The organism is Pseudomonas sp. (assembly GCF_049645325.1).
Classification (GTDB): domain Bacteria; phylum Pseudomonadota; class Gammaproteobacteria; order Pseudomonadales; family Pseudomonadaceae; genus Aquipseudomonas.
Map to the genome: position 1 here is coordinate 1 of NZ_JBARTQ010000353.1, position 23238 is coordinate 23238.

22 protein-coding genes are annotated in these 23238 nt (G+C 59.2%); 15 read left to right on the forward strand and 7 right to left on the reverse strand.

Going from position 1 to position 23238, the window contains the following annotated elements:
- Positions 1-138 precede the first annotated feature (138 nt).
- Positions 139-645 carry a disulfide bond formation protein B gene (locus WBB95_RS15605; protein ID WP_424488405.1) on the forward strand — a complete coding sequence of 169 codons (507 nt, stop codon included), beginning with the start codon at positions 139-141 and terminating at the stop codon, positions 643-645.
- 474 nt (positions 646-1119) lie between these two features.
- Here the strand turns inward: WBB95_RS15605 and WBB95_RS15610 are convergent, their stop codons facing one another.
- Positions 1120-1410, reverse strand: coding sequence for a hypothetical protein (locus tag WBB95_RS15610; protein WP_424488406.1), 291 nt, complete (start codon positions 1408-1410; stop codon positions 1120-1122).
- A 27-nt stretch (positions 1411-1437) separates the two neighbouring features.
- Here WBB95_RS15610 and cyoA point away from each other — a divergent pair, with 27 nt between their 5' ends.
- The 13 genes from cyoA (at position 1438) to WBB95_RS15675 (ending at position 15195) form a co-directional block, all read left to right on the forward strand.
- A complete protein-coding gene (gene cyoA / locus WBB95_RS15615; protein WP_424488440.1) occupies positions 1438-2379 on the forward strand; it encodes a ubiquinol oxidase subunit II in 942 nt (313 codons plus the stop codon).
- A 3-nt stretch (positions 2380-2382) separates the two neighbouring features.
- On the forward strand, positions 2383-4401 hold the full coding sequence (cyoB, locus tag WBB95_RS15620) for a cytochrome o ubiquinol oxidase subunit I (protein ID WP_424488407.1): 2019 nt from the start codon (positions 2383-2385) through the stop codon (positions 4399-4401).
- 3 nt (positions 4402-4404) lie between these two features.
- Positions 4405-5031 carry a cytochrome o ubiquinol oxidase subunit III gene (locus WBB95_RS15625; protein ID WP_056858318.1) on the forward strand — a complete coding sequence of 209 codons (627 nt, stop codon included), beginning with the start codon at positions 4405-4407 and terminating at the stop codon, positions 5029-5031.
- On the forward strand, positions 5031-5366 hold the full coding sequence (cyoD, locus tag WBB95_RS15630) for a cytochrome o ubiquinol oxidase subunit IV (protein ID WP_177088601.1): 336 nt from the start codon (positions 5031-5033) through the stop codon (positions 5364-5366). Before WBB95_RS15625 ends, cyoD begins: the two co-directional genes overlap by 1 nt.
- A gap of 11 nt (positions 5367-5377) precedes the next feature.
- Positions 5378-6265, forward strand: coding sequence for a heme o synthase (gene cyoE / locus WBB95_RS15635; RefSeq protein WP_424488408.1), 888 nt, complete (start codon positions 5378-5380; stop codon positions 6263-6265).
- Between the two features lie 103 nt (positions 6266-6368).
- On the forward strand, positions 6369-7067 hold the full coding sequence (gene queC / locus WBB95_RS15640) for a 7-cyano-7-deazaguanine synthase QueC (RefSeq protein WP_424488409.1): 699 nt from the start codon (positions 6369-6371) through the stop codon (positions 7065-7067).
- Between the two features lie 216 nt (positions 7068-7283).
- Complete coding sequence (locus WBB95_RS15645; RefSeq protein ID WP_424488410.1) at positions 7284-8369, forward strand: pyridoxal phosphate-dependent aminotransferase; 1086 nt, start codon at positions 7284-7286, stop codon at positions 8367-8369.
- A 208-nt stretch (positions 8370-8577) separates the two neighbouring features.
- The gene (locus tag WBB95_RS15650; protein WP_424488411.1) at positions 8578-9285 is read left to right on the forward strand and encodes a LuxR C-terminal-related transcriptional regulator; all 708 of its coding nucleotides are present in this window, start codon (positions 8578-8580) and stop codon (positions 9283-9285) included.
- 280 nt (positions 9286-9565) lie between these two features.
- On the forward strand, positions 9566-10636 hold the full coding sequence (locus tag WBB95_RS15655; RefSeq protein ID WP_424488412.1) for a fatty acid desaturase: 1071 nt from the start codon (positions 9566-9568) through the stop codon (positions 10634-10636).
- Between the two features lie 4 nt (positions 10637-10640).
- Positions 10641-11612 carry a proline dehydrogenase family protein gene (locus WBB95_RS15660; RefSeq protein ID WP_424488413.1) on the forward strand — a complete coding sequence of 324 codons (972 nt, stop codon included), beginning with the start codon at positions 10641-10643 and terminating at the stop codon, positions 11610-11612.
- 13 nt (positions 11613-11625) lie between these two features.
- Positions 11626-12876 (forward strand): ATP-grasp domain-containing protein, encoded by a 1251-nt coding sequence (locus WBB95_RS15665; protein ID WP_424488414.1) that lies wholly within the window; start codon positions 11626-11628, stop codon positions 12874-12876.
- Entirely contained in the window at positions 12876-14075 is a 1200-nt protein-coding gene (locus WBB95_RS15670) for an MFS transporter (RefSeq protein WP_424488415.1), read from the forward strand. The genes WBB95_RS15665 and WBB95_RS15670 overlap by 1 nt, the downstream gene beginning before the upstream one ends.
- Before the next feature lies 1 nt (position 14076).
- On the forward strand, positions 14077-15195 hold the full coding sequence (locus WBB95_RS15675) for an aminotransferase class V-fold PLP-dependent enzyme (protein ID WP_424488416.1): 1119 nt from the start codon (positions 14077-14079) through the stop codon (positions 15193-15195).
- Positions 15196-15205: 10 nt separating this feature from the next.
- Here WBB95_RS15675 and WBB95_RS15680 read toward each other — a convergent pair whose 3' ends face one another.
- The 4 genes from WBB95_RS15680 to WBB95_RS15695 all read right to left on the reverse strand — a co-directional run bounded on the left by WBB95_RS15680 (position 15206) and on the right by WBB95_RS15695 (position 18858).
- Complete coding sequence (locus tag WBB95_RS15680; RefSeq protein WP_424488417.1) at positions 15206-15922, reverse strand: hypothetical protein; 717 nt, start codon at positions 15920-15922, stop codon at positions 15206-15208.
- A 70-nt stretch (positions 15923-15992) separates the two neighbouring features.
- Complete coding sequence (locus WBB95_RS15685) at positions 15993-16496, reverse strand: DUF6622 family protein (RefSeq protein WP_424488418.1); 504 nt, start codon at positions 16494-16496, stop codon at positions 15993-15995.
- A gap of 129 nt (positions 16497-16625) precedes the next feature.
- Positions 16626-17876 (reverse strand): 2-aminoadipate transaminase, encoded by a 1251-nt coding sequence (locus WBB95_RS15690; RefSeq protein WP_424488419.1) that lies wholly within the window; start codon positions 17874-17876, stop codon positions 16626-16628.
- Positions 17877-17964: 88 nt separating this feature from the next.
- The gene (locus WBB95_RS15695; RefSeq protein WP_424488420.1) at positions 17965-18858 is read right to left on the reverse strand and encodes a LysR substrate-binding domain-containing protein; all 894 of its coding nucleotides are present in this window, start codon (positions 18856-18858) and stop codon (positions 17965-17967) included.
- A 144-nt stretch (positions 18859-19002) separates the two neighbouring features.
- Between WBB95_RS15695 and WBB95_RS15700 the strand changes: the two genes are divergently transcribed.
- Positions 19003-20031 carry an amino acid ABC transporter substrate-binding protein gene (locus WBB95_RS15700; RefSeq protein ID WP_424488421.1) on the forward strand — a complete coding sequence of 343 codons (1029 nt, stop codon included), beginning with the start codon at positions 19003-19005 and terminating at the stop codon, positions 20029-20031.
- Between the two features lie 44 nt (positions 20032-20075).
- Here the strand turns inward: WBB95_RS15700 and WBB95_RS15705 are convergent, their stop codons facing one another.
- Positions 20076-21089: a diguanylate cyclase domain-containing protein gene (locus WBB95_RS15705; RefSeq protein WP_424488422.1), complete on the reverse strand. Its 1014-nt coding sequence runs from the start codon at positions 21087-21089 to the stop codon at positions 20076-20078.
- Positions 21090-21227: 138 nt separating this feature from the next.
- Complete coding sequence (locus tag WBB95_RS15710; protein ID WP_424488423.1) at positions 21228-23129, reverse strand: alkaline phosphatase D family protein; 1902 nt, start codon at positions 23127-23129, stop codon at positions 21228-21230.
- Between the last annotated feature and the right edge of the window lie 109 nt (positions 23130-23238).

Sequence of the window (23238 nt, forward strand, 5' to 3'; positions counted from 1 at the left end):
TCGCGAGCAAGCCCGCTCCCACATTTAGTTCTCCATTCCCCCTGATTAATCCCCTGTTAACCCCCCTCTGTTTAAACCACTGCCTGTGTGTAAACTTGCGGCCATTGGCCAACCATAATCAGGCAAAGGGAAACCGGGATGAGTGACGAATTGCGTTTAGGCAGGGAGCGGCGCTTTCTGGTGTTGCTGGGCATCATCTGCCTGGCGCTGATTGGCGGGGCGCTGTACATGCAAGTGGTGTTGGGCGAGGCGCCGTGCCCGCTGTGCATCCTGCAGCGCTATGCGTTGCTGTTGATCGCGCTCTTTGCGTTCATCGGCGCTGCCATGCGCCGCAAAGGCGCGGTCACTCTGTTTGAAGGGTTGGTGGTGTTCAGTGCCCTGGGTGGCGTGGCTGCGGCCGGCCACCATGTGTACACGCAGTTCTTCCCCGAGGTCAGCTGCGGCGTTGACGTGCTGCAACCGATCGTCGACGAGCTGCCGCTGGCCAAGGTGTTCCCGCTAGGCTTCCAGGTCGATGGCTTCTGCAGCACGCCGTATCCGCCGATCCTTGGCTTGTCCCTGGCGCAGTGGGCGCTGGTGGCGTTCGTGCTGACGGTGATCTTGGTGCCGCTGGGCATTTACCGTAATCGCCAACGCAACGCCTGAGCCGATTCACCGAAACGCCCCGGTCCTCTTTAAAGGAAGGCCGGGGCGTTTTTGGTTGTGGGGATTTGTGAAAGGGCCGTGACGAGCGGCAAGTTCAGGTGCGCGCAGCGTGCGACATGTTGTCACACGGACGCTGCCGCAGGACGTTTCTGAGGCGCCGAACCGCCCCATAAATTTGCACCAGGCGGCCAATTTGTGCTGTCAGTTCGTGGTTTGAGTAATGCCACAGACTTCACGTCGCCCCATCGCGCCGGTGATGTCCGAATGCCTTGTTTTATGGGGACTTGGATCCGTTTTGCATGCCCTTACAAGGTGTAAGGGATGAGAGCTTGTCCGCAATAACACGGCAATTTTTGTGGTTTTTGTTGAGAATCGAACACGATAAGATCGCGAACCTTTGCAGGATTAGTGAAGGATTGTTGCTGGAATCGATAAAAATTATTTCTTTATAAGACATGGTTTATACATCGCTAGCTAACTACAATCGCCCGCACTGAATGTCCGGTGCTGTTCAATATTTGAGCATTGGAGCGGTCGAGGGGCAGATGGATGGCTCTGTGCGACCCCAGGTTCCGGCAGCCTTTCAACTTTCCGCACCAAATGGAATTGGTCTGTAACAAGGCCTTTAACCACGAAATCGAATAAGAACTCACCGCAGGTCCGTGAAACGCCTCTGTATGGCGTACCGGGCAGGCTCTTATTCAATCGAAGAGAAATGCCAACCCTTGGCAGGGTGAAGTGTTGGCGATCAAAACCCAACTGCATTGCGCAAGCTGCTTTAGAGGTCGTGAGATGAGTAAAAACAGGTACCCCCGATTACTAGGCTTTTTGCCGCTGCTTGGCATGATGTTAATGCTGGGAGGCTGCAAGTGGACCTTGCTGGACCCAAAAGGACAGGTCGGTCTGGATCAACGAAACCTGATCATCACCGCCACCCTGCTGATGCTGTTGGTCGTGGTCCCTGTGATCATCATGACCTTCGCCTTCGCCTGGAAATACCGCGCGTCGAACACCAGCGCTACCTACGCGCCTAAGTGGTCGCACTCCACCAAGATCGAAATCGCCGTGTGGCTGGTGCCGATCCTCATCATCATCGCCTTGGGTTACATCACCTATAAGTCGACGCACGAGCTGGACCCTTACCGTCCGCTGGAATCCAGCGTCAAGCCGATCAACATCGAAGTGGTCGCGCTGGACTGGAAGTGGCTGTTCATCTACCCGGACCTGGGTATCGCCACCGTCAACGAAATCCAGTTCCCGGAGAACACTCCGCTTAACTTCCGGATCACCTCCGACGCCGTGATGAACTCGTTCTTCATCCCCGCACTGGGCGGCCAGATCTACGCGATGGCAGGCATGCAGACCCGCCTGCACCTGATCGCCAACGAGAAAGCTGAAATGGAAGGCATCTCCGCGAACTACAGCGGCGCTGGCTTCACCGGCATGAAATTCAAAGCGATCTCGACAAGCCAGGAAGATTTCAACGCCTGGGTAGCTGCAGTCAAGGCCGCACCTAAACAGCTTGATCAAGCTGAATACGACGCCCTGACCAAACCAAGCCAGAACAACCCAGTCGCCTTGTACTCCGCGTACGAGCCGGACCTGTTTCAGAAAATCGTCGACAAGTACGAAGGTATGAAGCCAGGCAAGCCGGTCAAGCACGAGAAGAAAGAAGTGGCCGTGGTTGAAGGTTCTGACACGGGCTCGCATTCAACTGCTGGGGCAGAGGAGTAAACGATGTTTGGTAAATTAAGTTGGGATGCGGTCCCGTTCCACGAGCCGATCGTGATGGTGACCATCGCCATGATCGCGCTGGGTGGTCTGGCACTGTTTGCTGCAATCACGTATTTCAAGAAATGGACCTACCTGTGGACCGAGTGGTTGACGTCTGTCGACCACAAGAAAATCGGTGTCATGTACGTCATCGTTGCAATGGTCATGCTGCTGCGTGGTTTTGCCGACGCCATCATGATGCGTACCCAGTTAGCCATGGCCACCGAGGGTTCGCCTGGCTACCTGCCGCCTGAGCACTATGACCAGATCTTCACCGCTCACGGTGTGATCATGATCATCTTCATGGCGATGCCATTCTTCACCGGCCTGATGAACCTTGCCTTGCCGCTGCAGATTGGTGCGCGTGACGTTGCCTACCCGTTCCTGAACTCCCTGAGCTTCTGGCTGCTGGTATCCGGCGTTGTACTGATCAACCTGTCCCTGGGCGTCGGCGAGTTCGCCAAGACCGGTTGGGTTGCTTATCCGCCGTTGTCGGGTATCCAGTACAGCCCTGGCGTGGGTGTGGACTACTACATCTGGGCGCTACAGTTATCAGGACTCGGGACGACATTGACGGGGGTCAACTTCCTGGCCACCGTCCTCAAAATGCGCGCACCTGGCATGAAACTGATGGACATGCCGATCTTCACCTGGACCTGCACCTGGGCCAACGTCCTGATCGTGGCTTCGTTCCCGATCCTGGCCGCTACCATGGCGCTGCTGTCGCTTGACCGTTACCTGGATTTCCACATTTTCACCAATGAACTTGGTGGCAATCCAATGATGTACGTGAACCTGTTCTGGGCATGGGGTCACCCTGAGGTGTACATCCTGATCCTGCCAGCGTTCGGTATCTTCTCTGAAGTGATCTCGACCTTTACCGGCAAGCGCCTGTTTGGTCACCACTCGATGGTCTACGCCTCCGGCGCGATCTCCGTACTGGGCTTCATGGTTTGGCTGCACCACTTCTTCACCATGGGCTCGGGGGCCAGCGTCAACGCCTTCTTCGGGCTGGCGACGATGCTGATTTCCATCCCGACGGGGGTGAAGCTATTCAACTGGCTATTCACCATCTACCACGGCCGTTTGCGTATCACCAGCCAGGTTCTGTGGACCCTGGGCTTCATGGTGACCTTCGCCATCGGCGGCATGACCGGCGTACTGCTGGCGATCCCGGGTGCTGACTTCGTACTGCACAACAGCCTGTTCGTGATCGCTCACTTCCACAACGTGATCATCGGTGGTGCTGTATTCGGTTACATCGCTGGTTTCAGCTTCTACTTCCCGAAAGCGTTCGGCTTCAAGCTGCACGAAGGTTGGGGCAAGGCTGCATTCTGGTTCTGGATCTCGGGCTTCTTCGTCGCCTTCATGCCGCTCTATGCACTGGGCTTCATGGGCATGACCCGTCGTCTGAACGCCACCACCAACCCTGAGTGGGTGCCGTACCTGTACGTCGCCATGTTCGGTGCGGTGATGATCGCTGCGGGCATCGCCTGCCAGCTGATCCAGCTGTACGTGAGTATCCGTGACCGCAAGCAGAATGCCTGCGACTCCGGCGACCCATGGAATGGCCACACCCTGGAATGGTCGACTTCCTCGCCACCGCCGTTCTACAACTTCGCTGTGATTCCTACTGCGAACACGATCGATGCCTTCACCGAAGCCAAGGAAGACGGTACTGCGTACCAGCAACCGAAGCATTACGAGCCGATCCACATGCCGAACAACACCGCCACTGGCGTGGTGATGGGCGCGCTGTTGACCGTGTTCGGTTTCGCGATGATCTGGCACATCTGGTGGCTGGCAATCGTGGGCCTGGTGGGCACCATCGGTTACTTCATCATCCACGCTGCGCGTGATGATCAAGGCTACATGGTGCCGGTCGAGACGATCGAACGCATCGAAGCCGAGCAACACGCTCGCCTGGTAGCCGAGAAGAAGATCCCGGCCAACCGTGTAGAAACCTCGTTGGAACAGGCTTAAACCATGTCGAACTTAGTGACCAATGCTGGACACGCCCATGTCGATGACCATGGGCACGATGACCATCACCACGACTCGGGGCCAATGACCGTATTCGGTTTCTGGCTCTACCTGATGACCGACTGCATTTTGTTTGCGTCGATCTTCGCGGTGTACGCGGTACTGGTAAACAACGTAGCGGGTGGCCCGTCGGGCCACGACATCTTCGAACTGCCTTACGTGCTCGGCGAAACCGCCTTGCTGTTGTTCAGTTCGATCACCTACGGCTTCGCCATGCTGGCCTTCTACAAGGGCAGCAAGAAAGGCGTACTGAGCTGGTTGGCACTGACCTTCCTGTTCGGCCTGGGCTTCATCGGCATGGAAATCAACGAGTTCCACCTGTTGATCTCCGAAGGCTACGGCCCGCACCGTTCCGGCTTCCTGTCCGCGTTCTTCACGCTGGTAGGCACCCACGGTCTGCACGTTTCTGCCGGCCTGCTGTGGATGGCGGTGATGATGTATCAGGTCAATAAACACGGCCTGACCAACACCAACAAGACTCGCCTGAGCTGCCTGAGCCTGTTCTGGCACTTCCTGGACGTGGTCTGGATCTGCGTCTTCACCGTTGTCTACCTGATGGGGACTCTGTAATGGCTAATGCACATTCCCATGACAGCCATGATGATAGTCACGGCAGCGTTAAGTCGTACGCCATTGGCTTCATCCTGTCGGTCATCCTGACGCTCATCCCGTTCGGCCTGGTGATGTACCCGACCCTGCCGAAATCGATCACCATGATGATCGTTCTGGCGTTCGCGGTGATCCAGGTGCTGGTTCACCTGGTGTACTTCCTGCACCTGGACCGCTCGAAGGCTCAACGCGATAACGTGATTGCGTTCGTGTTCGCAGGCTTGGTGATCCTCCTGCTGGTTGGCCTGTCGGTATGGATCATGTTCAGCATCCATACGTTCATGATGGCGAAGTGAGGTAAGACCCGATGTCGCTTAAGCACTTTATCCAAATCACCAAACCGGGGATCATTTTCGGTAACGTGCTTTCTGTGGCAGGCGGTTTCTTCCTGGCCTCCAAGGGGCATGTCGATCTGGCCATTTTCCTGGCTGCGATGATCGGCACGTCCCTGGTGGTCGCTTCCGGTTGTGTCTTCAACAACTGCATCGACCGCGACATCGACATCAAGATGGAGCGCACCAAGAACCGCGTGCTGGTCCAGGGCCTTATCTCCCTGAAACTGGCACTGCTGTTCGCGACCGTCCTGGGTGTTGCCGGTGTAGCCCTGTTGTACAAGGTGGCCAACCCGCTGGCGGCGCTGTTTGCCGTGATCGGCTTTGTCATCTACGTCGGCCTTTACAGCCTGTACCTCAAGCGCAAGTCGGTTCACGGCACGCTGGTGGGCAGTCTGTCGGGGGCGATGCCGCCGGTGATTGGTTATGTGGCTGTGACCAATAGCTTCGACATGGCCGCGCTGGTGCTGCTGGTGATGTTCAGCCTGTGGCAGATGCCGCATTCGTATGCCATCGCGATTTTCCGTTTCAATGACTACCTGGCGGCGTCGATTCCGGTTCTGCCGGTCAAGCGTGGCATCCAGGTGGCCAAGAAGCACATCCTGCTCTACATCCTGGCCTTCCTCGTGGCGACCTTGATGTTGACCTTCAGTGGCTACGCCGGCATGAGCTACCTCGCCGTCGCCGCGGCCATGGGCATGTACTGGTTGTACATGGCCTGGACCGGCTACAAGGCGGTGGATGACACCGTCTGGGCGCGCAAGCTGTTCGTGTTCTCGATCTTCACCATCACCGCGCTGAGCGTGATGATGTCCCTGGATTTCCAAGTACCGAAAGAGCTGTTGCTGACCTACGCTCCCTGATCGTTTGAGCAATAAAAAACCCCGCCTTCGAAAGAAGCGCGGGGTTTTTTATTGAGTGGGCTTTAAACTATTCCCGAATTCTACAAATGCAGGAAGCAGCGTGATGAGTAAAAAAGCCGTTATCGTTTTCAGTGGTGGGCAGGACTCGACCACGTGTCTGATCCAGGCACTGCCGCTGTATGACGAGGTGCACTGCATTACCTTTGATTATGGCCAGCGCCATGTGGCGGAAATCGAAGTCGCCCAGCAGCTTGCGAAGCAGTTGGGGGCTACCGTTCACAAGGTGATGGACGTGTCGTTGCTTAACGAGTTGGCCATCAGCAGCCTGACCCGCGACAACATCCCGGTGCCGACGGTGAACAGTTCAGGCGATAGCCTGCCGAGCACCTTTGTGCCGGGGCGCAATATCCTGTTTCTGACGTTGGCGTCGATCTACGCCTATCAGGTGAAGGCTGAAGCAGTTATTACCGGGGTGTGCGAAACGGACTTCTCGGGTTATCCCGACTGCCGGGATGAGTTTGTCAAAGCGTTGAACAAGGCGCTTGAACTGGGCATGGAGTACACGCTGCGCCTGGAAACACCGTTGATGTGGTTGAACAAGGCGGAGACGTGGGCGTTGGCTGATTACCACCACCAGCTGGACCTGGTTCAGCACCAGACCCTGACTTGCTACAACGGTGTCATGGGCAGTGGCTGTGGCAATTGCGATGCCTGCAACCTGCGCGCGCGCGGGTTGAATGACTATCTGGCGAGCAAGGCCCAAGTTATGCAGCGCCTGAAGAGCAAGTTGCGGTTGAGCTGAGTTTTTTGGTGAGGGTGGTCCAATTGCAGAGGTCGGCGACACCCTCAGTGGCTGACACGCTGCATTCGCGAGCAACGCTGCCACGGTGGACGAGTCATTGCTGACTACCCGAAGAGCTGATTGGCACACGCTCGGTTAAATCGACCGACAGTTTCCTCGTCATACTCCCTTGTACGAGCTGTGCGAATCCATCACTCGCCTACAAGGAGTAGCCCCATGGTCAGCGTAAGTCGTCGGTCCCTTATCGCCCTGGGCGCGGCCCTGCCGGTGCTGGGGCACCTGGATTGGACGGTTGCCAGCCCGCCAGCGACAACGCCTGACAAGGTGCGGCTCAATTACAACGAAAGCCCCTACGGCCCCTCAGGGGCCGCCCGTGAGGCGATGCAGCGTGGGGTGGCGACGTCGGGTCGTTATCCTTACCCGGACATGTACGCGTTGGCCGCCTTGTTTGCCCAGCAGCAAGGCATCAACGAAGAACAGGTGGCGGTGTTTGCCGGCTCGATGGCGGCCTTGCGTTACGCGGTGCTGGCATTCACCAGCAATACCCGCAGCCTGGTGATGGCCACGCCCTCCTACGAAGTGCCACACCAGGCTGCCGAGTCATGGAAGGCGGCGGTGCACGAAGTGAACCTCGACACGCAGCATGCCCATGATGTGCCTGCCATGCTCGCCGCCGACCCGCAGGCGGGCATGCTGTATCTGTGCAACCCCAACAACCCGACGGGCACGCTGACGCCGACCGAGGCTATCCGCCACGCGTTGGCAAACAAACCCAAGGGCAGTGTGCTGGTGGTAGACGAGGCCTACATTGACTTCTGCGATGCCCAAAGTTGTGTGAGCTGGGTCAAGGACCACGACGATTTACTGGTGCTGCGCACGTTCTCGAAAATCTACGGCATGGCGGGGGCGCGTCTGGGGCTAGCAATCGGCCATCCCGCGTTGCTGGAGCGGTTGGCGGTGTTTGGCGGCGACAATGTGCCGGCTGGCTCGTCGTTGCTCGGTGCACGCGCGAGCCTGGAAGACGTCAAGCTGCTGCCCCAACGCAAGGTGCTCAACGCCCGGTTGCGTGATGAAACCGTGGCATGGCTCAAGGGCCGGGGGTTTACCTGCACGGCGTCGCAGAGCAACTGCTTCATGATCGATGTAAAGCAGCCGGCGGAGCAGGTCATCGAAAAGCTTGCTGCACACGGCGTCTTGATCGGTCGGGTGTGGAAAAACTGGCCGCAGTACGTTCGGGTGACGGTGGGAAGCCAGCAGGAAATGCAGCGCTTTCGCGAGGTGTTTGCGATGCAGGTGGCTTGAACCGCAGGCCGTACTTGCCGCTTGCACATGCATGCGCTCAGCTGGCTATGGGAAGCACTGGACAAGGTTTGTAGGGCATGTTTCATTCTCGCTCTTGTGTAGAGACATTTCTTACGAGATGAGTCGATTATGAAATGGGGTGCCCGGGTTGAAGCCTCCCCGTCAGGTCGCTAGCCTCACCCGTAGTCACTTATCAGGGACGATAGCCATGCGAAGCAATAGCCAAACCAACAACACCCTGCCATTGCAGCCTACCGACGTGCGCCAATTGCTTGATGCCGAACTGAGCCGCCGTGGCCTGGGGCATTTTGAGGTTTACCAGTGCGGGCCGACGCTGGACGAAGCCGAGATTATTTCCAATTATCCCGACGCCCTGGAGCAGTCCGACTCGGCCGACGATTTTTATCAGCGCGGCCAGTTGCTGTCCTTGTCCAAGGAGCGGATAAAGCCGTTTTTCTGGAGTGATGAAAACTTGCTCACCCCGGCTGACGAGGCTGTCTCGGTGCCCGGCCCCTGCAAGCCGGTGGGTGAAGGAGCGAGTTTTATCGTGCATGGCAATCGGGGGTTTTATTCGATCCTCAATCTGTGCAGCTTTGGCGAGGAGCAAGCGTTTCGCGATACGGTGCTGGCCAATAAAAGCGAGTTGCAGATGTTGTTGGTCTCGGTCTACGACGAGGCACTCGAAAGCGGTGCAGCAGCGCCGCCCCGGCCGACCGTGTTGACCCCGCGCGAAACCGAAGTGTTGTCCTGGACCAGCCTGGGCAAGACCTACAACGAGATTGCGCTCCTGACCTCCATGGCTCCGCGCACGGTCAAGTTTCATATGAAAAACGTGTTCGGGAAGCTGGATGTCACCAACGGCAAATCAGCGATCCGCAAAGCCCTGCAACTGGGTTATATCCGCGAACAGGCCTGATTCCCAGGCGTCACTCTTTCAAAATCAGCCCCGCCCGCGCTCCATTTCGCCGGCGGGCGTTCGCGTGCGCGTGGCATTCAGGCCTACCTGTCTAAAAGGGCAGCTTGTTAGCGATCGGGCGGTGCTTTAGTTTTTTTCGCAGCCAAAGAGCATAGCTCAGGCAAAAAAAACGTTAGCCGCAACACCAAAAAATTCCGAGCCCAGCAGTAAAACCTGCGAGGTGCAGTGCTAGTCGCACGGACCTGGTGTTGCAGCGTGCCGCTTAATTAATGGAGTGATTATGCTGGTCGACAAGAATAAAGACGCTGCCGGCGAATACGCCGCCGGCATTTCCCGTGAAACCTTCGGGATGCTCAAGCACCTGTGCAAAAAAGATAATTATCACTGGGCCGTGGCGTTGGGTAAGGACTACGCCATCATCGCGTTTGCCATCTACCTGTCCCTGGGTATCAGCTATTGGTTCTACCCGGTGTCGCTGTTTCTGATCGGTACAACGCAGCGTGCATTGGCCAACGTGCTGCACGAATCAGCACACAAGATGTTGGCGAAAAACCGCGCTATCAATTGGGTCTCCGGGACGTTTCTCTCCGGTTACCTGATTTTTCACTTGCACCAGTCCTACAGCGTTTCACACATCAAGAACCACCATGTGCACCTGGGCGACCCGGAAAAAGACCCCGACTACAAGTTTCACCTCGAATGCGGGTTGTATGACGTCAAGCAGAGCGAACGTGAGTTTTTCCTGAAAAACGTACTGCTGGCGTTGTCCGGCTACCGTACCGTGCAGTACATCAGGTACATCATCCAGGACCGGGTGAAAGCCCAGGGCTCGGACAAGAAAATCCGTAACGAACGCATCATGCTGTGGGCTTACTGGGCGCTAATCTTCAGTGTTGCCGCGTGGTTCGGGGTAGTCGCTGAGCTGCTGTTGTTCTGGCTGGTACCCCTGTTCACCACGGCGGTGGCCGTGGGCTGGATCATCGAATTGGCCGAACATTACCCGCTGCCGGCCGCCGAGAGCGAGAAGCTGCTGCTGACCCGTAATCGCAAGGGTAACGCGCTGGAAAACTTCTTTTTCGGCCGCCATGACGACAACTATCACTTGGTGCACCACCTGCACCCGGCCATTCCCCACTGGAACATGCGCAAGGCCCATGAACTGCTGATGTCGCACTCCGAGTACGCGCGTTGGGACAACTTGTGGGCGGGCATTTTCACCCGCGACCGCCACAGCCCTCACAAGGAAACCATGCTCAGCTACGCGGCCAAGTTCCGCGCTCATAAAATTGCCAACCACGCCGACGACTCGAGCTTCGCCCGTCGAATGCTCACCCAGGCCTACGGGGTTTAATGCCATGAACGATATCGACAACAGCTTGCTGGCGACCCTGGCCCTGAAAAAACTGGCAGCGAACAAGACCTACCGTGATCTGTTCCTGGCCAGTGACACGCTGCGTGACTTCCTGCGACCGGCGGCCCTTCGCTACATCATTTCCGAAGACCGCCTGGAGATGCTCGACAAGCTGGCCACCCTGCAAGGCAAGGGCTATCGCACCGGCGTTGAGTACGTTGGCGAAGAGGCCACGACCCTGGCCGAGGTGACCACCGCCACCGACGAATACCTGAAGTTGATCGACTTGATGGCGCTGCACCCCACGCTGGTTGAAGCACCGCAGTTGGGCTTCGATTTATCTAATGTCGGCACTGTCATTTCTCGTGAGTTGGCGATCGAGAACTGTTCGAAGATCCTCACTCATGCAGCCGATAAGGACGTCGGCGTCATCCTCAGCATGGAGCGGTCGCAGTGGACCGACTCGATCCTCGATATCTTCATGCACCTGAGTGCCCGGTTCTCAAACCTCGGCATCACCCTTCAAGCGCAATTGAATCGCACGCCTGACGACGTGGGCGAAATCCTGGCAACCGGGTGCAAAGTTCGCCTGGTCAAGGGCGTTTATGCTGAACCGGCCGCCATTGCTTTGCCCCGGAGCGAACAACTGAACGAGCGTTACCTGGGGCTGCTGGACCGCATCAACGGCGCCAGCACGAATTTCGCCTTCGCCACCCAAGACCCGTTGTTGGTTGAGGAAATTCTCACCAGCGGGATTGCCAGCCGAGGCGAGCTGGAGATGCTCCACGGTGTACGCCCCGAGCTGATAAAGGCCGTTAAAGACCAGGGTCAGGTCAAGACACGGGTCTCAGCGGTCTACGGTACAAACTGGTACCTGCACCTGCTGCATCGCGTGGCTGAATTTCCACAGAATATTTTCCTGGCACTCGATGACGTAGCGTCTGCACGGCCGTCTGAAACCGCCAATCACTACTGAAAAGGACATCCTCATGAAACACTACGTAGCCTTGGTTGATGTCTACTCAAGCGGTAACTTCCTGCCGCAGTTCTTCCGCGAGGCGGGCCTTGGCCTGATCCACGTGCAGAGCACACCGGAACTGATGCCGAGCATGCTCGGGCCGAACCTGGCGGAGTTTGAACACAACCTGATTTTCAACGGCAACCCCGAGGACGTTGTGCGTCGCCTGCGTGATTTCAACGTGGTAGCCGTCATCGCCGGCCAGGAACCCGGCGTGCCCTTTGCCGATTACCTGAGTGAACAACTGCACTTGCCGACCTCCAATGGCAGTACCGGCTCCAAGGCTCGCCGCGACAAGTTCGAGATGATCGGCAAAGTGGCCGCCGCCGGCCTGCTGACCGCACGGCAAATCAAGTCTGCAGACCCTGCCGAGCTGCTGGCCTGGGTGCAGGCCGGGCAGGTTTTCCCCTGTGTGATCAAGCCGCTGAGCTCGGCTTCAACTGACGGGGTATCGATCTGCCATAACGTCGAAGACGTGAAGCGGGCCTGCGAGGAAGTCGTGTCCAACCTGGATATTTTCGGCCTGGCCAACACCGAAATCCTCTGCCAGTCCTACCTGCGGGGGCCGGAGTACATCGTCGATACCGTCAGTCGGGATGGGCAGACGTACGTCTGCGGTATCTGGCGCTACGTGAAGCGCGAAATCAGCGGCGGCAAAAACATCTACGACCGCGACGTACTGATTGCCCCGGACAGTGCCGAAGCCAACGTGCTGGTGGATTACATCGTGCAGGTGCTCAAAGCGTTGGGAATCAATAATGGCCCGGCCCATTCGGAAGTGATCCTCACCGAGGCCGGCCCTGCGCTGGTGGAAGTCGGCGCACGCCTGAATGGCAACATGGAGCCCAACTTCCATGACATCAGCCTGGGCGGCAATCAGGCGCAGCTTACCTATTTGGCTTACTGCGACGGTGACGCTTTCAAGGCAGGCTATGCAGGCAAGCGCTACCACAAGCTCAAGGAAGCCTGCGTCATCAACACCGACACCGCACTGCAGGGCGAGGTCACCGGCTTTAACGAGGCGGCCATTCACCTGATCGAGGCGTTGCCTTCGGTGCATAAGCTGAGCGTCAAATACAAGGCCGGCAAGCTGATGAAAAAAACCGTGGACCTGCTCAGCAGCCCGCTGCGGGTGTTCCTGGTATCCGAGAGCCAACGTGATATCGACCAGGATTACGAGCAGATTCGTCAGTACAAAGACAACGTCTACGTGATCCGCTGATGGGAACCTATCGCGCATTACGCGGGCTCAACGGCCGGTTGCAGTCGTTATTCTTGATCACCCTGGTGTTCCGCATGGGCACCATGGCGTTCCCGTTCTATGCGGCGTACCTGATTCATCAGCATGCCGTATCGGCGGCCACCGCAGGCTTGCTGGTGGGGGTATATGGCGCGGGTGCGTTGTTTGTGGACTTGATCATCGGCGCAGTGATCAAGCGTTTTTCCGCCAATCGGGTCATCCTCGGTTCGTTGCTGCTCAACGCCGTGCTGTTGCTGGTCATCCCCTCGGTGGACAACATGGCGGCACTGTTTGTGTTGTCGTTTCTCTGGGGGGCCTGTTACGAGGCATTCACCCCGGCGACGTTCTCCGAGACCGTCACCCACAGCAACAGCGAGACGCGCAAAGTGGCGTTTTCCTGTAACCGCTTGGCTATCAATATCGGCATGGCGATCGGGCCATTGCTGGGCAGCCTGATGTTCCTGCGTAACGCCGACGCGGTCTTCTACCTCAACGCGGCGTTGTCCCTGGTGTCCTTCGCTGCCTGCCTGCGGTTTGGGCGAGCGGTACCGGTCGAGCCGGCGGCTGCCCTCGCGGGTAAGGGCAATGGTTTGCCGGAAAGCGCACCGCATGAGCGTTCGCGGTTGCTGGTGATCTTGCTGGCGGCCTTGCCGGTGCACGTGGCCTACGCACTGCCACCGACCTTTCTCTCGGCGTACATCATCAATTACACCCAGTTGCCGGCGTATTACGTCGGCATCATTTTCTTTATCAACGCGCTGCTGGTGATTCTGTTCGAGGTGCCGATCAACCAACGCATGTCGCACCTGTCGAGCAGCCGCTCGCTGGTGGCCGGGTTCCTGGTGGCCGGCGTGGGGTTTTTCCTGATGGGGTTCAGCCATGTCGGCGCGCTGCTGCTGGTGGCGACCGTGCTCTGGAGCCTGGGCGAGATGATCGTGTTTCCGGGCATCACCCACTACGTCAGCAGTATCTCAAGCCGTCATACCGTGGACCGCAACCTTGGCTACTACTCGGCGGGGGTCAACATCGGCGTGATGATCACACCGTCACTCGCGTTCATGCTGGTGTCCCAGCCGTCCTTGCCTTCGCCCTGGCTGCTGGCGGGCACCGTGTTGCTGCTGTTCGCAGTGGCGGTGGGCGTGATGAAAGGCTCGACACTTTTGTGGAACAAGGAAGCGTGAAATGAATATCGTGCATTTGAACACTGCAGGAGCCGGCCTGATGTCCACGGCCACCCTGAATGCGATCCAGCGCTTCACCGCCATTGAAGCTCAAATGGGCAGCTACGAAACCGAGTTGGCCTATGAAGAGTTGCTTAACGTCGACCTGTACCGCGTCGCCGCCGGGCTCTTGAATGCACCACCCTCGGACATCGGTTTTTTCAGCAGCGCCACCGAAGCCTGGACCAGCATCCTCGGCAAACTGAAGTTTCCCCGCGGTAAGCGCGTGTGGGTCTCGACGTCGGAATACGCGGCGAACCTGATCTTTTTCAACTACCTCAAGCTTTCGCGTGAGATTCGCGTCGAAGTGATCCCTGCCACCGCCCACAGCCCGATGGACCTTGATTGGGTGCGGCGCCATCTGGACGATGACGTGTTTCTGGTCAGCGTGTTGCATCTGCCGTCATGCTGTGGGGTGATCAACCCGGTGGAAGCACTGGGTACACTGCTCAAGGAGTCCAACGCGCTGTATGTGGTCGATGCGTGCCAGTCGTTGGGGCAGTTGCCGCTGGATGTACGCGATCTTCACTGTGATTTATTGACTGGCGCGGGCCGCAAGTTTCTCTGTGGGCCGCGTGGCAGCGGGATTGCCTATGTGTCGCCACGCCTGCTCAACCAGTTGGAATTGAACTTCGCTGATTTGCACGCAGCCAGCACTGATGGCCAGGTCAACCGGTTGGACGTTTCCGGCGCTCGGGTTCTGGAGATCGCTGAAAAGAGCTTTTCAGCCTTGGTCGGCTTGCACACGGCATTGCAGGAGTACGCCGAGGTCGGCACGAAGGTGAACACAGAGCCGTATGCGCTGCTGGCGCAGGAGTTGCGACGCCTGCCGCAGTTAACGCTGCTGTGTGACCAATTCCAGCAGACGGGGATCGTCTCGTTTGTGCCACACAACACGCCGGCCAAGGCATTTGTCGCCCAGGCGCGCGAGTTGGGGCTCAACCTGTGGGCGGGTACTGCCGCCCACACACCGCTGCTGCTCAAAGACCTCGGCGCAAGCCATTTTGTGCGCGCCTCGGTGGGCCGGCACGTCACCCTCGCTCAGATCGAGCAGGCTTTGGTGACCCTGCGCAATCTGTAGCGTCAGGCCGTTATTGGGCGACGATGGCGTAACCGTCAAAGGCGCTCTGTTGTTGCAGCGCGGTCACGATGCTTTTGCGCGTGACCGGTTGCTCTTCGCCACTGTTGTCGACGAAAGTTTCGCTTTCCAGTTCGGCTTCGTTGCCTTCACCCACAAACGTGAAGCCCAGGAACTCCAGCGCTTCACGGTCAACGTTGAGCTTGGAGCGCGGCGTGCGCAGCGGCAGGGTGACGCTGATGCCGTCCTTGCTGATCACAAACACTTCGGCTTCTTTCTTCGGGCGTGCGGCCTTGCTCTTGCCGGCGCTTGGGTTGCTGATGGCCTGGTGGCTCTGGTTCAGCACCTTGAGAGCCAGGCCGTAGACCAACTCCTGGAACTCGGGGTCGTCCTTGAAGCTGGACAGGATGCGGCTGATCGAGAATTGGCTGTTGAGGTTTTCCAGGGCGGCGTTGTCGGCGGCTTCGGCGTCCTTCAGTTGCTTGAGCTGGCCCATCAGGTCGTAGGCCTTGTCGTCGTCGAAGGCGTCATGGGCCTGGCGGATGGCCACGCGCAGCTCGCGGATCTGGTCGCTTTCCTTGGAGGTGTGGAACGCGTCCAGCACCATTTCGCTGATGATCTTGGCGGCCGGCACATGCTGTGAAAGATTGATGGCGTTTTCGTATTCGGCTTTGGCGTGCAAGGCGACTACGGATTCTTCGGCGGACGCTGCGGTGTAGGAATCGGACATTGAAATTTCACTACTTCAGTAAACGGGAACAAAAAAGCGTCGCGCATTTTCAGCGGGGAGGGGGATCAGGTCAAGGCAGCACACTGCCCTTATCCCGACGCAAAGCGCCCAGCGCCCGCTGCAGCCGCACAGCCCGCCCGCAGAACAGACCAACGGTAAACCCCGACACGGCGCCCAGCGTCATCAGCATTTGCGGCGTGCTCAACAGCAGTGGATGCACGGCTTGCTGGTAGCCGAAGTAATACTTCACGGCAAAGAACAGCTGCGAGACCAGCAAGGTCTTCCAGGTGCCCGGCAGCACCAGAGTTTCGCCGTTGGTGTCCAGCCGAGCGCCGTCGGCATTGAACAGGACCATCCCCAGCAGGCTGCCCACCACGGCGCCACCCACCCAGGCGCTGCTCGACAGCAGTGATGGCGCCAGCGACATCAGCGACCACACCACCAGCACCACCGGCAGGATCATCAGCGAGCGGCGGTTTTCACGGCCGCCCCAACAGGCCTTGATGCCGTAGAAACAGATCAGCAGGTAGAGGGCGTACACCCAAAGGGGCGTGCCTTGGAGGATGTCGAGCATGGAGGCTTCCGCAGGGTGTGGGGAGGCGGTGATAGTCGTTGAGGCTTCACGGGTTTGTCCATCCATTTGGCGCTGACCCGCTCAACCTTCTGTGCTGCCCTTTAACCGCTTCACCCGCCGCGCTCACGCTCAAGCAAGCTGTTTGAGGCAGGCCTCAAGAATGTCCAGGCCTTCTTCCAGCACCGCTGGCGAAATGGTCAGCGGCGCCAGTAAGCGGATAATGTGCCGCGACTTGCCGCTGGGCATCAGCAGCAGGCCGGCATCGCGCGCCAGGCTCAGCAGTTGGGTCAATTGCCGGGACGCGGGCGTGCCGTCGGCGTTGGCCAGTTCGATGCCGCGCATCGCGCCGACGCCGGTCAAGCGGCCAAGGTAGGGCGACAGGCCCTGCGCGCGCCAGGCCTCATAGCGGCTGACGATGGCTTCTTCCTGCTGCGCGCCCCAGGCACTCAAGTGCTCGTCGGTCATCGCCTCCAGCGTGGCCAATGCCGCCGCACACGCGATCGGGTTGCCGGAGTAGGTGCCGCCCAAGCCGCCTTTGGGCAGGCTGTCGAGCAAGGCTTTGCGCCCAACCACCGCGCCCAGCGGCACGCCCCCGGCGATGCTTTTGCCGAGCAGGATCAGGTCCGGCTCAATGCCCAGGCGCGAGAAGGCAAAGCGCTGGCCGGTACGACCGAAGCCGGACTGGATTTCATCGGCAATCAGCAGGATGTTTTTTTCATCGCAGAAGCGTCGCAGGGCTTGGGCGAACTCGATGTCCAGCGCCAGGAAACCGCCTTCGCCCTGCACCGGCTCGATGATGAAACAGGCCACGTCATCGACGTCGATTTCCACGCTGAACAGGCGGTCCATGGCGTTCAGCGCTTCAGTGCAGGTCACGCCGTTATCGGCGCTGGGGTAGGGCAGGTGATACACCGGGCCGGGCAGTACGCCGACTTTTTGCTTGTAGGGCGCCACCTTGCCGTTTAGGTTGAGCGTGGCCAGGGTGCGGCCGTGAAAGGCGCCGTCAAACGCGATGACGGCGGTGCGGCCGGTGGCGCCGCGCACGATCTTCAAGGCGTTTTCCGCGGCTTCTGCGCCGCTGTTGGTGAGCATGCCGCTGACGGCGTAGTCCACCGGAATGAACGCGGTCAGGCGGTCCATCAGCTCGATGTAGGGCGCATGCGGTGCGGCGTTGAAGGCGTAGTGGGTCAGTTTGGTCGCTTGTTCACGAATTGCCTCGACCACGCCCGGGTGGCAATGGCCCAGGTTGAGCACGCCAATGCCACCGACAAAATCGATATAGCGCTTGCCCGTGGTGTCCCACACCTCGGCGTTCTTGCCGTGGCTGAGGCTGATGGGGTGAACGATGGAAATCGACTGGCTGATGCTTTCGCGGTTCATGAATCGGGGACTCGGCAATGGCGGGCAGTGTTTATCTAAGCTGCGCCACGGGCCTTGCCGCAAACGAAATAAAGTCGCCGGGTCATTATTAAAAGTCGGGATGTGCCTTCACATAGCTCACCATCCAGTTCAGGAAGGCTTTCACTTTAGGGATGTCACCGGCGTGTTCGGCGTGGGCGATAAAGTGCGCGCCGGCGCTGGGCATCGCGTAATTCCACGGGATTGTCAGGCTGCCGCTCGCCAGCTCTTCGGCCACCAGGTACTGCGGCACCAACGCCACGCCATAGCCCGATTGCGCCGCGCGAATGCACATGTAGAACGTGTCGAAACGCGGCCCGTGGTAACTGTGCTGCGAGTGCAGGCCTTGCTCCAGGAACCACGCGTGCCAGGCTTCCGGGCGCGATGTGCACTGAAGCAACGTGTGGCGCGACGACGCATCGCTGCCCTCGGCGACGAACCCCGGCGCGCACACCGGCACCACGGCTTCGCGAAACAGCTCGATGCAGGTTGCTCCAGGCCACGAACCCTGGCCGAAGAAAAACGCGATATCGGCCTTGGCCTGCAGCACGTCGAAGGGCTCCAGCTCGTTGCGTACATCCAGGTGGATAGTCGGGTGCTTGGCCGCGAATTCCTTAAGCTTGGGCACCAGCCAGCGGTCGCCGAAGGTCGGTTGGGTGGCGATGCGCAGCACTTCGGTCTCACCGCCGTAGGTGAGGATGTAGCGGCTGGAGATGTCCACCTGGTTCAGGATCTTGCGCACTTCGGCGAGGTACAGCGAGCCCGCGGGCGACAGGTACAAACGCTGGCGCACGCGCTCGAACAGGTTGTGGCAGAGCATCTCTTCAAGCTGCGCCACCTGCTTGCTCACCGCACTCTGGGTCAGGTGCAGCTCTTCGGCGGCGCGGGTGAAACTCAGGTGGCGGGCGGCGGCTTCGAAGCACTGCAAGGCGGTCATCGAAGGGGTCAAGCGTTTTGAGATCATGCAGTTCATTCCAAACAGGAAGGAGCCTTTGCCTAAAGGTCGTTTGTGGCAGGGGTGTAAAGCCGTCGATACTGCCCGGCCACACTATAAACCGGCGCGGGCTGTGCAGCGCCGAATAATAAAGTTCGACAGGGAGTGCCTCGCATGAAACACCTCAAGACCACCTTGGCCGCCATCACCGCCGCCGCGGCTGTGGGCCTGGCCGCCAGCGCGCACGCGGGTGTGACGCTGGACACAATCCAGAAAAAAGGCTTTATCCAGTGCGGCGTCAGCGACGGCCTGCCGGGCTTCGGCGTGCCGGACAGCACGGGTAAAATGACCGGCATCGATGTGGACGTGTGCCACGCGGTCGCCGCCGCGGTGTTCGGCGATGCGTCGAAGGTCAAGTTCAGCCAGTTGACCGCCAAGGAGCGTTTCACCGCACTGCAATCCGGTGAAGTCGACGTGATCTCGCGCAACACCACCTGGACCAGCTCTCGCGACGCGGGCATGGGCCTGGTGTTCACCGGCGTGACCTACTACGACGGCATTGGTTTTCTGGTCAACAACAAACTGGGCGTCACCGCGGCCAAACAGCTGGATGGCGCCACCGTGTGCCTGCAAGCCGGGACCACCACCGAGCTCAACGTTTCGGACTATTTCCGCACCCACGGCATGAAGTACACGCCGATCACCTTCGACACCGCCGATGAAAGCGCCAAGGGCCTGGAGTCCGGGCGCTGCGACGTGCTGACCACCGACCAATCGGGGCTGTACGCGCAGCGCATCAAGATGGCCCACCCGGACGAGTTCGTGGTACTGCCGGAAGTGATTTCCAAGGAACCGTTGGGGCCGCTGGTGCGCAAGGGCGATGACGAGTGGTTCAGCATCGTTAAATGGACGCTGTTCGCCATGCTCAACGCCGAGGAAATGGGCATCACGTCAACGAATGTTGAAGAGCTGGCCAAGACCACCAAGAACCCTGACATTGCGCGGCTGCTGGGTGCCGACGGCGAGTACGGCAAGGACTTGAAGCTGCGCAAGGATTGGGTGGTGCAGATCGTCAAGCAAGTGGGCAACTACGACGAAGTGTTCGAGCGCAATATCGGCCAGGGCAGCGTGCTGAAGATCAAGCGTGGGCTCAATGCGCTGTGGAGCAACGGCGGCATCCAGTACGCGCCGCCGGTTCGCTGAGGCTCGACAGCGCCCACCGCTGATCGCCGTGGGTTGAGCTGCTGTTACTCCGACACGATGTCCTTTCCCGCCGCCTTGGACCGGTACAGCGCTTGATCGGCGCGGGCCATCAAGGCGGCAGGCGATTCACCGCTACGGCGCTCCACCACGCCCAGGCTCAGGGTGAGTTTGACGTCGCCCACGGCGGGTACTTGCTTGATTTTTTGGCGAATCCTTTCTGCCAGTGCCTTCGCTTCTTCCAGGTCACTTTTGGGCAGGAGCACCATAAATTCATCGCCGCCCCAGCGCGCCAGCAGGTCGTCTGGGCGCACGCAGGCCGCCAGCCCCTGCACCACGCTGATCAACGTCTGATCGCCGACGGCGTGGCCGTGCCTGTCATTGATCGGCTTGAAGTCATCGATATCCATGGCCACCAAGGCCAACGGCAAACGGAAACGTTCGGCACGGTCGCAGGCTTCCAGCAGCGCTTTTTCCAGGCGATAGCGGTTGGCGATGTGGGTCAGGGTGTCGCGCTCGGCCAGGGAGCGGTTTTCATCCAGCTGCAGTTGCAGTTGCTGATTGACCCACGACAGTTCGCGGGTGCGTTCAGCCACCAGTGCTTCAAGGGATTGATTGCGGCGTTCAAGTTGTTCGATGGAGGATTTGCGCAGGTGAATATCGCGGTGAGCCCCGACCATGCGCGCCACCGAACCGTCAGGGTTGCGCGCAATCACGTAGCCACGGTCTTCAATCCACAGGAAGGTGCCATCTGCCTTGCGGCAGCGGTATTCGGCTTGGTAATGGGCGGTGCGGCGGCTGATGTAATCATCAAACACCGTCATGACCTGAGGGTAGTCATCGGGGTGAATCACGCTTTCCCAGGTAAACACGCTGTTTTCCAGGGAGTGGCGGGGGTAGCCGAGCATTTCGTACCAGCCCGGGTTGCGGTACACAAAACCGGTATTGGCGTTCCAGTCCCAGATCCCGTCGCTGACCAGTTCCATGACGGCATGCAGCATGTCGGCGTTGAGGTCGGAAAAATCGTTCCTCAACGGCTTGTTGTCGGAGGTATCGTCCATCGTTGCGCTTCCCTGCGTGTGCTGGCTTTCAGGGCCAGTCTTCGTTGACGCCGATACTCCGTGGCTGGCGCTACTGTACAACGGAGGCTGCAGGGATTGAATAGGGCGGATGTGATGCTTTGGTGGGGTGGCAGCGAGCTATTGCCTCGGCGCAACCATCTTGGTCCTCGGTTTCCCATCCGCGTTGTGCTGGTAAATCGCCTCCGGCTGCCCCTGTTCATTGAAAAACACCTGGCCAATGCCCGCCGAATTCCACAATCGCTCACCGGCTTCGGCATGCTCCGGAATATGCGGCACCACCTGCATGACGCGGCGGCGGGTGAACCCGTTGAGTGGGGAGCGTGGCGAATAGAGCCAGCGGTTGAGGCGGTCGAACCATTCCAGCAAGCGTGGCGGGAATTCATTCTTTATGCCGCTGCTGGTGATCTGCCAGATGCGAGGGCCGGCGCTGCGGTGGCGGATCAGCACTTCATACACGAACGAATAATGCACGTCGCCCGAGAGGATCACGTAGTTACCCGGCGTGCGCGAGTGACGGAAAATATTCAGGATCACCTGGGCCGCGCCGCGATGGGCCATCCAGTTTTCGGCGTCGACCAGCAACGGCTGGCCGCACCAGCTGAAGACCTTTTGGACCGTCTCGATCAGCTTGACGCCAAAGACAGGCGCGGGGGAGACGATGATGGCCGAGGGGTGGTCCAGCAGTTCCTGTTGCAGCTCGCTCAGGGCTTCCCAGTCGAGCAGGCCCGAGGGTTGCTTGAGGGTGAACTCACTGCGCCAGCGCCGAGTGCGGGTGTCGAGCACCACCAGGGCAGGGGTGGTCGGCAGCACATAATGCCACCGCTGAAATTTCAACAGGGTCTCAAGCAGCTCATCCTGGGCGGCGGCGTTTAGATAATTGTTGTGCGCCTGGCTTGTCAGCGCCTGGGTTTGACTGACCAGCTCACCAAACACCTCCGGCTGATTACCCCAGCCCTGGCACAGCAGATAAGCGAGCAGGGCATTGCCAATGATGCGCTTGGAAAACGGATGGCCGTAGGCGGTGTGTTCCCATTGGGCGCTGAGGTTCCAGTCGTCGGTGATGTCGTGGTCATCAAAAATCATCAGGGTCGACAGGTGTGCGAATACCCGCGCAACGCCCGGCAGCCCGTCGCGGAACGGGTCGATCTGTACCTGCTCACTGGCATACCGCGCGAGCGCTTCGCCGCTCAGTGCCGGTGGCTGTGGGGCGATCAGGGTCCAGGGCGTGGGCGACCACACCAGCAAGTACATCGCGATGACTTCGGCAAACGTCACGAGGTGATTGTCGGCGGTGCTGCTGGTGAAAATCGGCTTCTTCACACCGCCGAAAAAGCGTTCGCGCAAGGTCTCGTTGCTGTCCAGTGCCGGGAGCAGGTCGGCGCGGTGGTAATAGCTGGCGCGATGCCCATAGAGGCTCACGCTGTCGTCCACCACGGCCCCGTCCAGGTATTCGTCAAACAGGCCCAAGCATGCAATCAACGCATGAATCGCTCGCAGCATCGGGCCAGCGACATCGTCGGCGTAGACCTGGTCGCCACTCATCATCAGCAAGGCCGGGCGCTCGGCAATGGTTTGCGCGTCAGCCAGCAGGCGGTCGACACACAGCAGGCCTTCGTCGGCGCGGTGGTGGGGTTTGCGGCAGGAACCATGCACCAGTTGGTGGAGGCGGCTGTGCAACACGAAATTCGGCAATTGCGCGTCGGCATACAGCAGGTGCGGCGCCCAGTCGGCAATGCCACTGCCCTGGATCAGCAGGTCGTAGTCGATGGCGACGTCTTGCGGCAGAGCATGGGGCAGCGCCACGTCAATCAAGTGGATAAAGGCGTGGCGCCCAACGCAGACAACCTTGCAGTGACTCGCGCCGAGGTCGATATCGAGCCTTTCGCCTTGGGGCAATTGCAGCCTCAGGGTCATGTCCAGAGCGTGACTCCCCACCAGCCAGATGACCACGCGCTGCGGCTCCAGACGCCGCAGCAGTGGGCCGGCGATCACGGCGGGCAGGGTGTCGGGTTGAGGCATCAAGGTAGCAGCTCACACAAGGTAGAACTGGAAAGGGTAGCGCAGGTGATGTCAGCGTTTTGTTAACAGAGCGCAACGCCAGGCGTTGCACTCCACCGGCGTTGATCAG

Excerpts from the sequence above, each read along its gene's own strand:
- WBB95_RS15625 (WP_056858318.1), top strand. The coding sequence starts at position 4,405 with ATGTCGAACTTAGTGACCAATGCTGGACACGCCCATGTCGATGACCAT.
- WBB95_RS15705 (WP_424488422.1), bottom strand. The coding sequence starts at position 21,089 with ATGGACGATACCTCCGACAACAAGCCGTTGAGGAACGATTTTTCCGAC.
- cyoA (WP_424488440.1), top strand. The coding sequence starts at position 1,438 with ATGAGTAAAAACAGGTACCCCCGATTACTAGGCTTTTTGCCGCTGCTT.
- WBB95_RS15695 (WP_424488420.1), bottom strand. The coding sequence starts at position 18,858 with ATGATCTCAAAACGCTTGACCCCTTCGATGACCGCCTTGCAGTGCTTC.
- cyoD (WP_177088601.1), top strand. The coding sequence starts at position 5,031 with ATGGCTAATGCACATTCCCATGACAGCCATGATGATAGTCACGGCAGC.
- WBB95_RS15650 (WP_424488411.1), top strand. The coding sequence starts at position 8,578 with ATGCGAAGCAATAGCCAAACCAACAACACCCTGCCATTGCAGCCTACC.
- WBB95_RS15700 (WP_424488421.1), top strand. The coding sequence starts at position 19,003 with ATGAAACACCTCAAGACCACCTTGGCCGCCATCACCGCCGCCGCGGCT.
- WBB95_RS15675 (WP_424488416.1), top strand. The coding sequence starts at position 14,077 with ATGAATATCGTGCATTTGAACACTGCAGGAGCCGGCCTGATGTCCACG.
- WBB95_RS15645 (WP_424488410.1), top strand. The coding sequence starts at position 7,284 with ATGGTCAGCGTAAGTCGTCGGTCCCTTATCGCCCTGGGCGCGGCCCTG.
- WBB95_RS15665 (WP_424488414.1), top strand. The coding sequence starts at position 11,626 with ATGAAACACTACGTAGCCTTGGTTGATGTCTACTCAAGCGGTAACTTC.
- queC (WP_424488409.1), top strand. The coding sequence starts at position 6,369 with ATGAGTAAAAAAGCCGTTATCGTTTTCAGTGGTGGGCAGGACTCGACC.
- WBB95_RS15710 (WP_424488423.1), bottom strand. The coding sequence starts at position 23,129 with ATGCCTCAACCCGACACCCTGCCCGCCGTGATCGCCGGCCCACTGCTG.
- cyoB (WP_424488407.1), top strand. The coding sequence starts at position 2,383 with ATGTTTGGTAAATTAAGTTGGGATGCGGTCCCGTTCCACGAGCCGATC.
- WBB95_RS15605 (WP_424488405.1), top strand. The coding sequence starts at position 139 with ATGAGTGACGAATTGCGTTTAGGCAGGGAGCGGCGCTTTCTGGTGTTG.
- cyoE (WP_424488408.1), top strand. The coding sequence starts at position 5,378 with ATGTCGCTTAAGCACTTTATCCAAATCACCAAACCGGGGATCATTTTC.
- WBB95_RS15685 (WP_424488418.1), bottom strand. The coding sequence starts at position 16,496 with ATGCTCGACATCCTCCAAGGCACGCCCCTTTGGGTGTACGCCCTCTAC.
- WBB95_RS15690 (WP_424488419.1), bottom strand. The coding sequence starts at position 17,876 with ATGAACCGCGAAAGCATCAGCCAGTCGATTTCCATCGTTCACCCCATC.
- WBB95_RS15670 (WP_424488415.1), top strand. The coding sequence starts at position 12,876 with ATGGGAACCTATCGCGCATTACGCGGGCTCAACGGCCGGTTGCAGTCG.
- WBB95_RS15680 (WP_424488417.1), bottom strand. The coding sequence starts at position 15,922 with ATGTCCGATTCCTACACCGCAGCGTCCGCCGAAGAATCCGTAGTCGCC.
- WBB95_RS15610 (WP_424488406.1), bottom strand. The coding sequence starts at position 1,410 with ATGCAGTTGGGTTTTGATCGCCAACACTTCACCCTGCCAAGGGTTGGC.
- WBB95_RS15655 (WP_424488412.1), top strand. The coding sequence starts at position 9,566 with ATGCTGGTCGACAAGAATAAAGACGCTGCCGGCGAATACGCCGCCGGC.
- WBB95_RS15660 (WP_424488413.1), top strand. The coding sequence starts at position 10,641 with ATGAACGATATCGACAACAGCTTGCTGGCGACCCTGGCCCTGAAAAAA.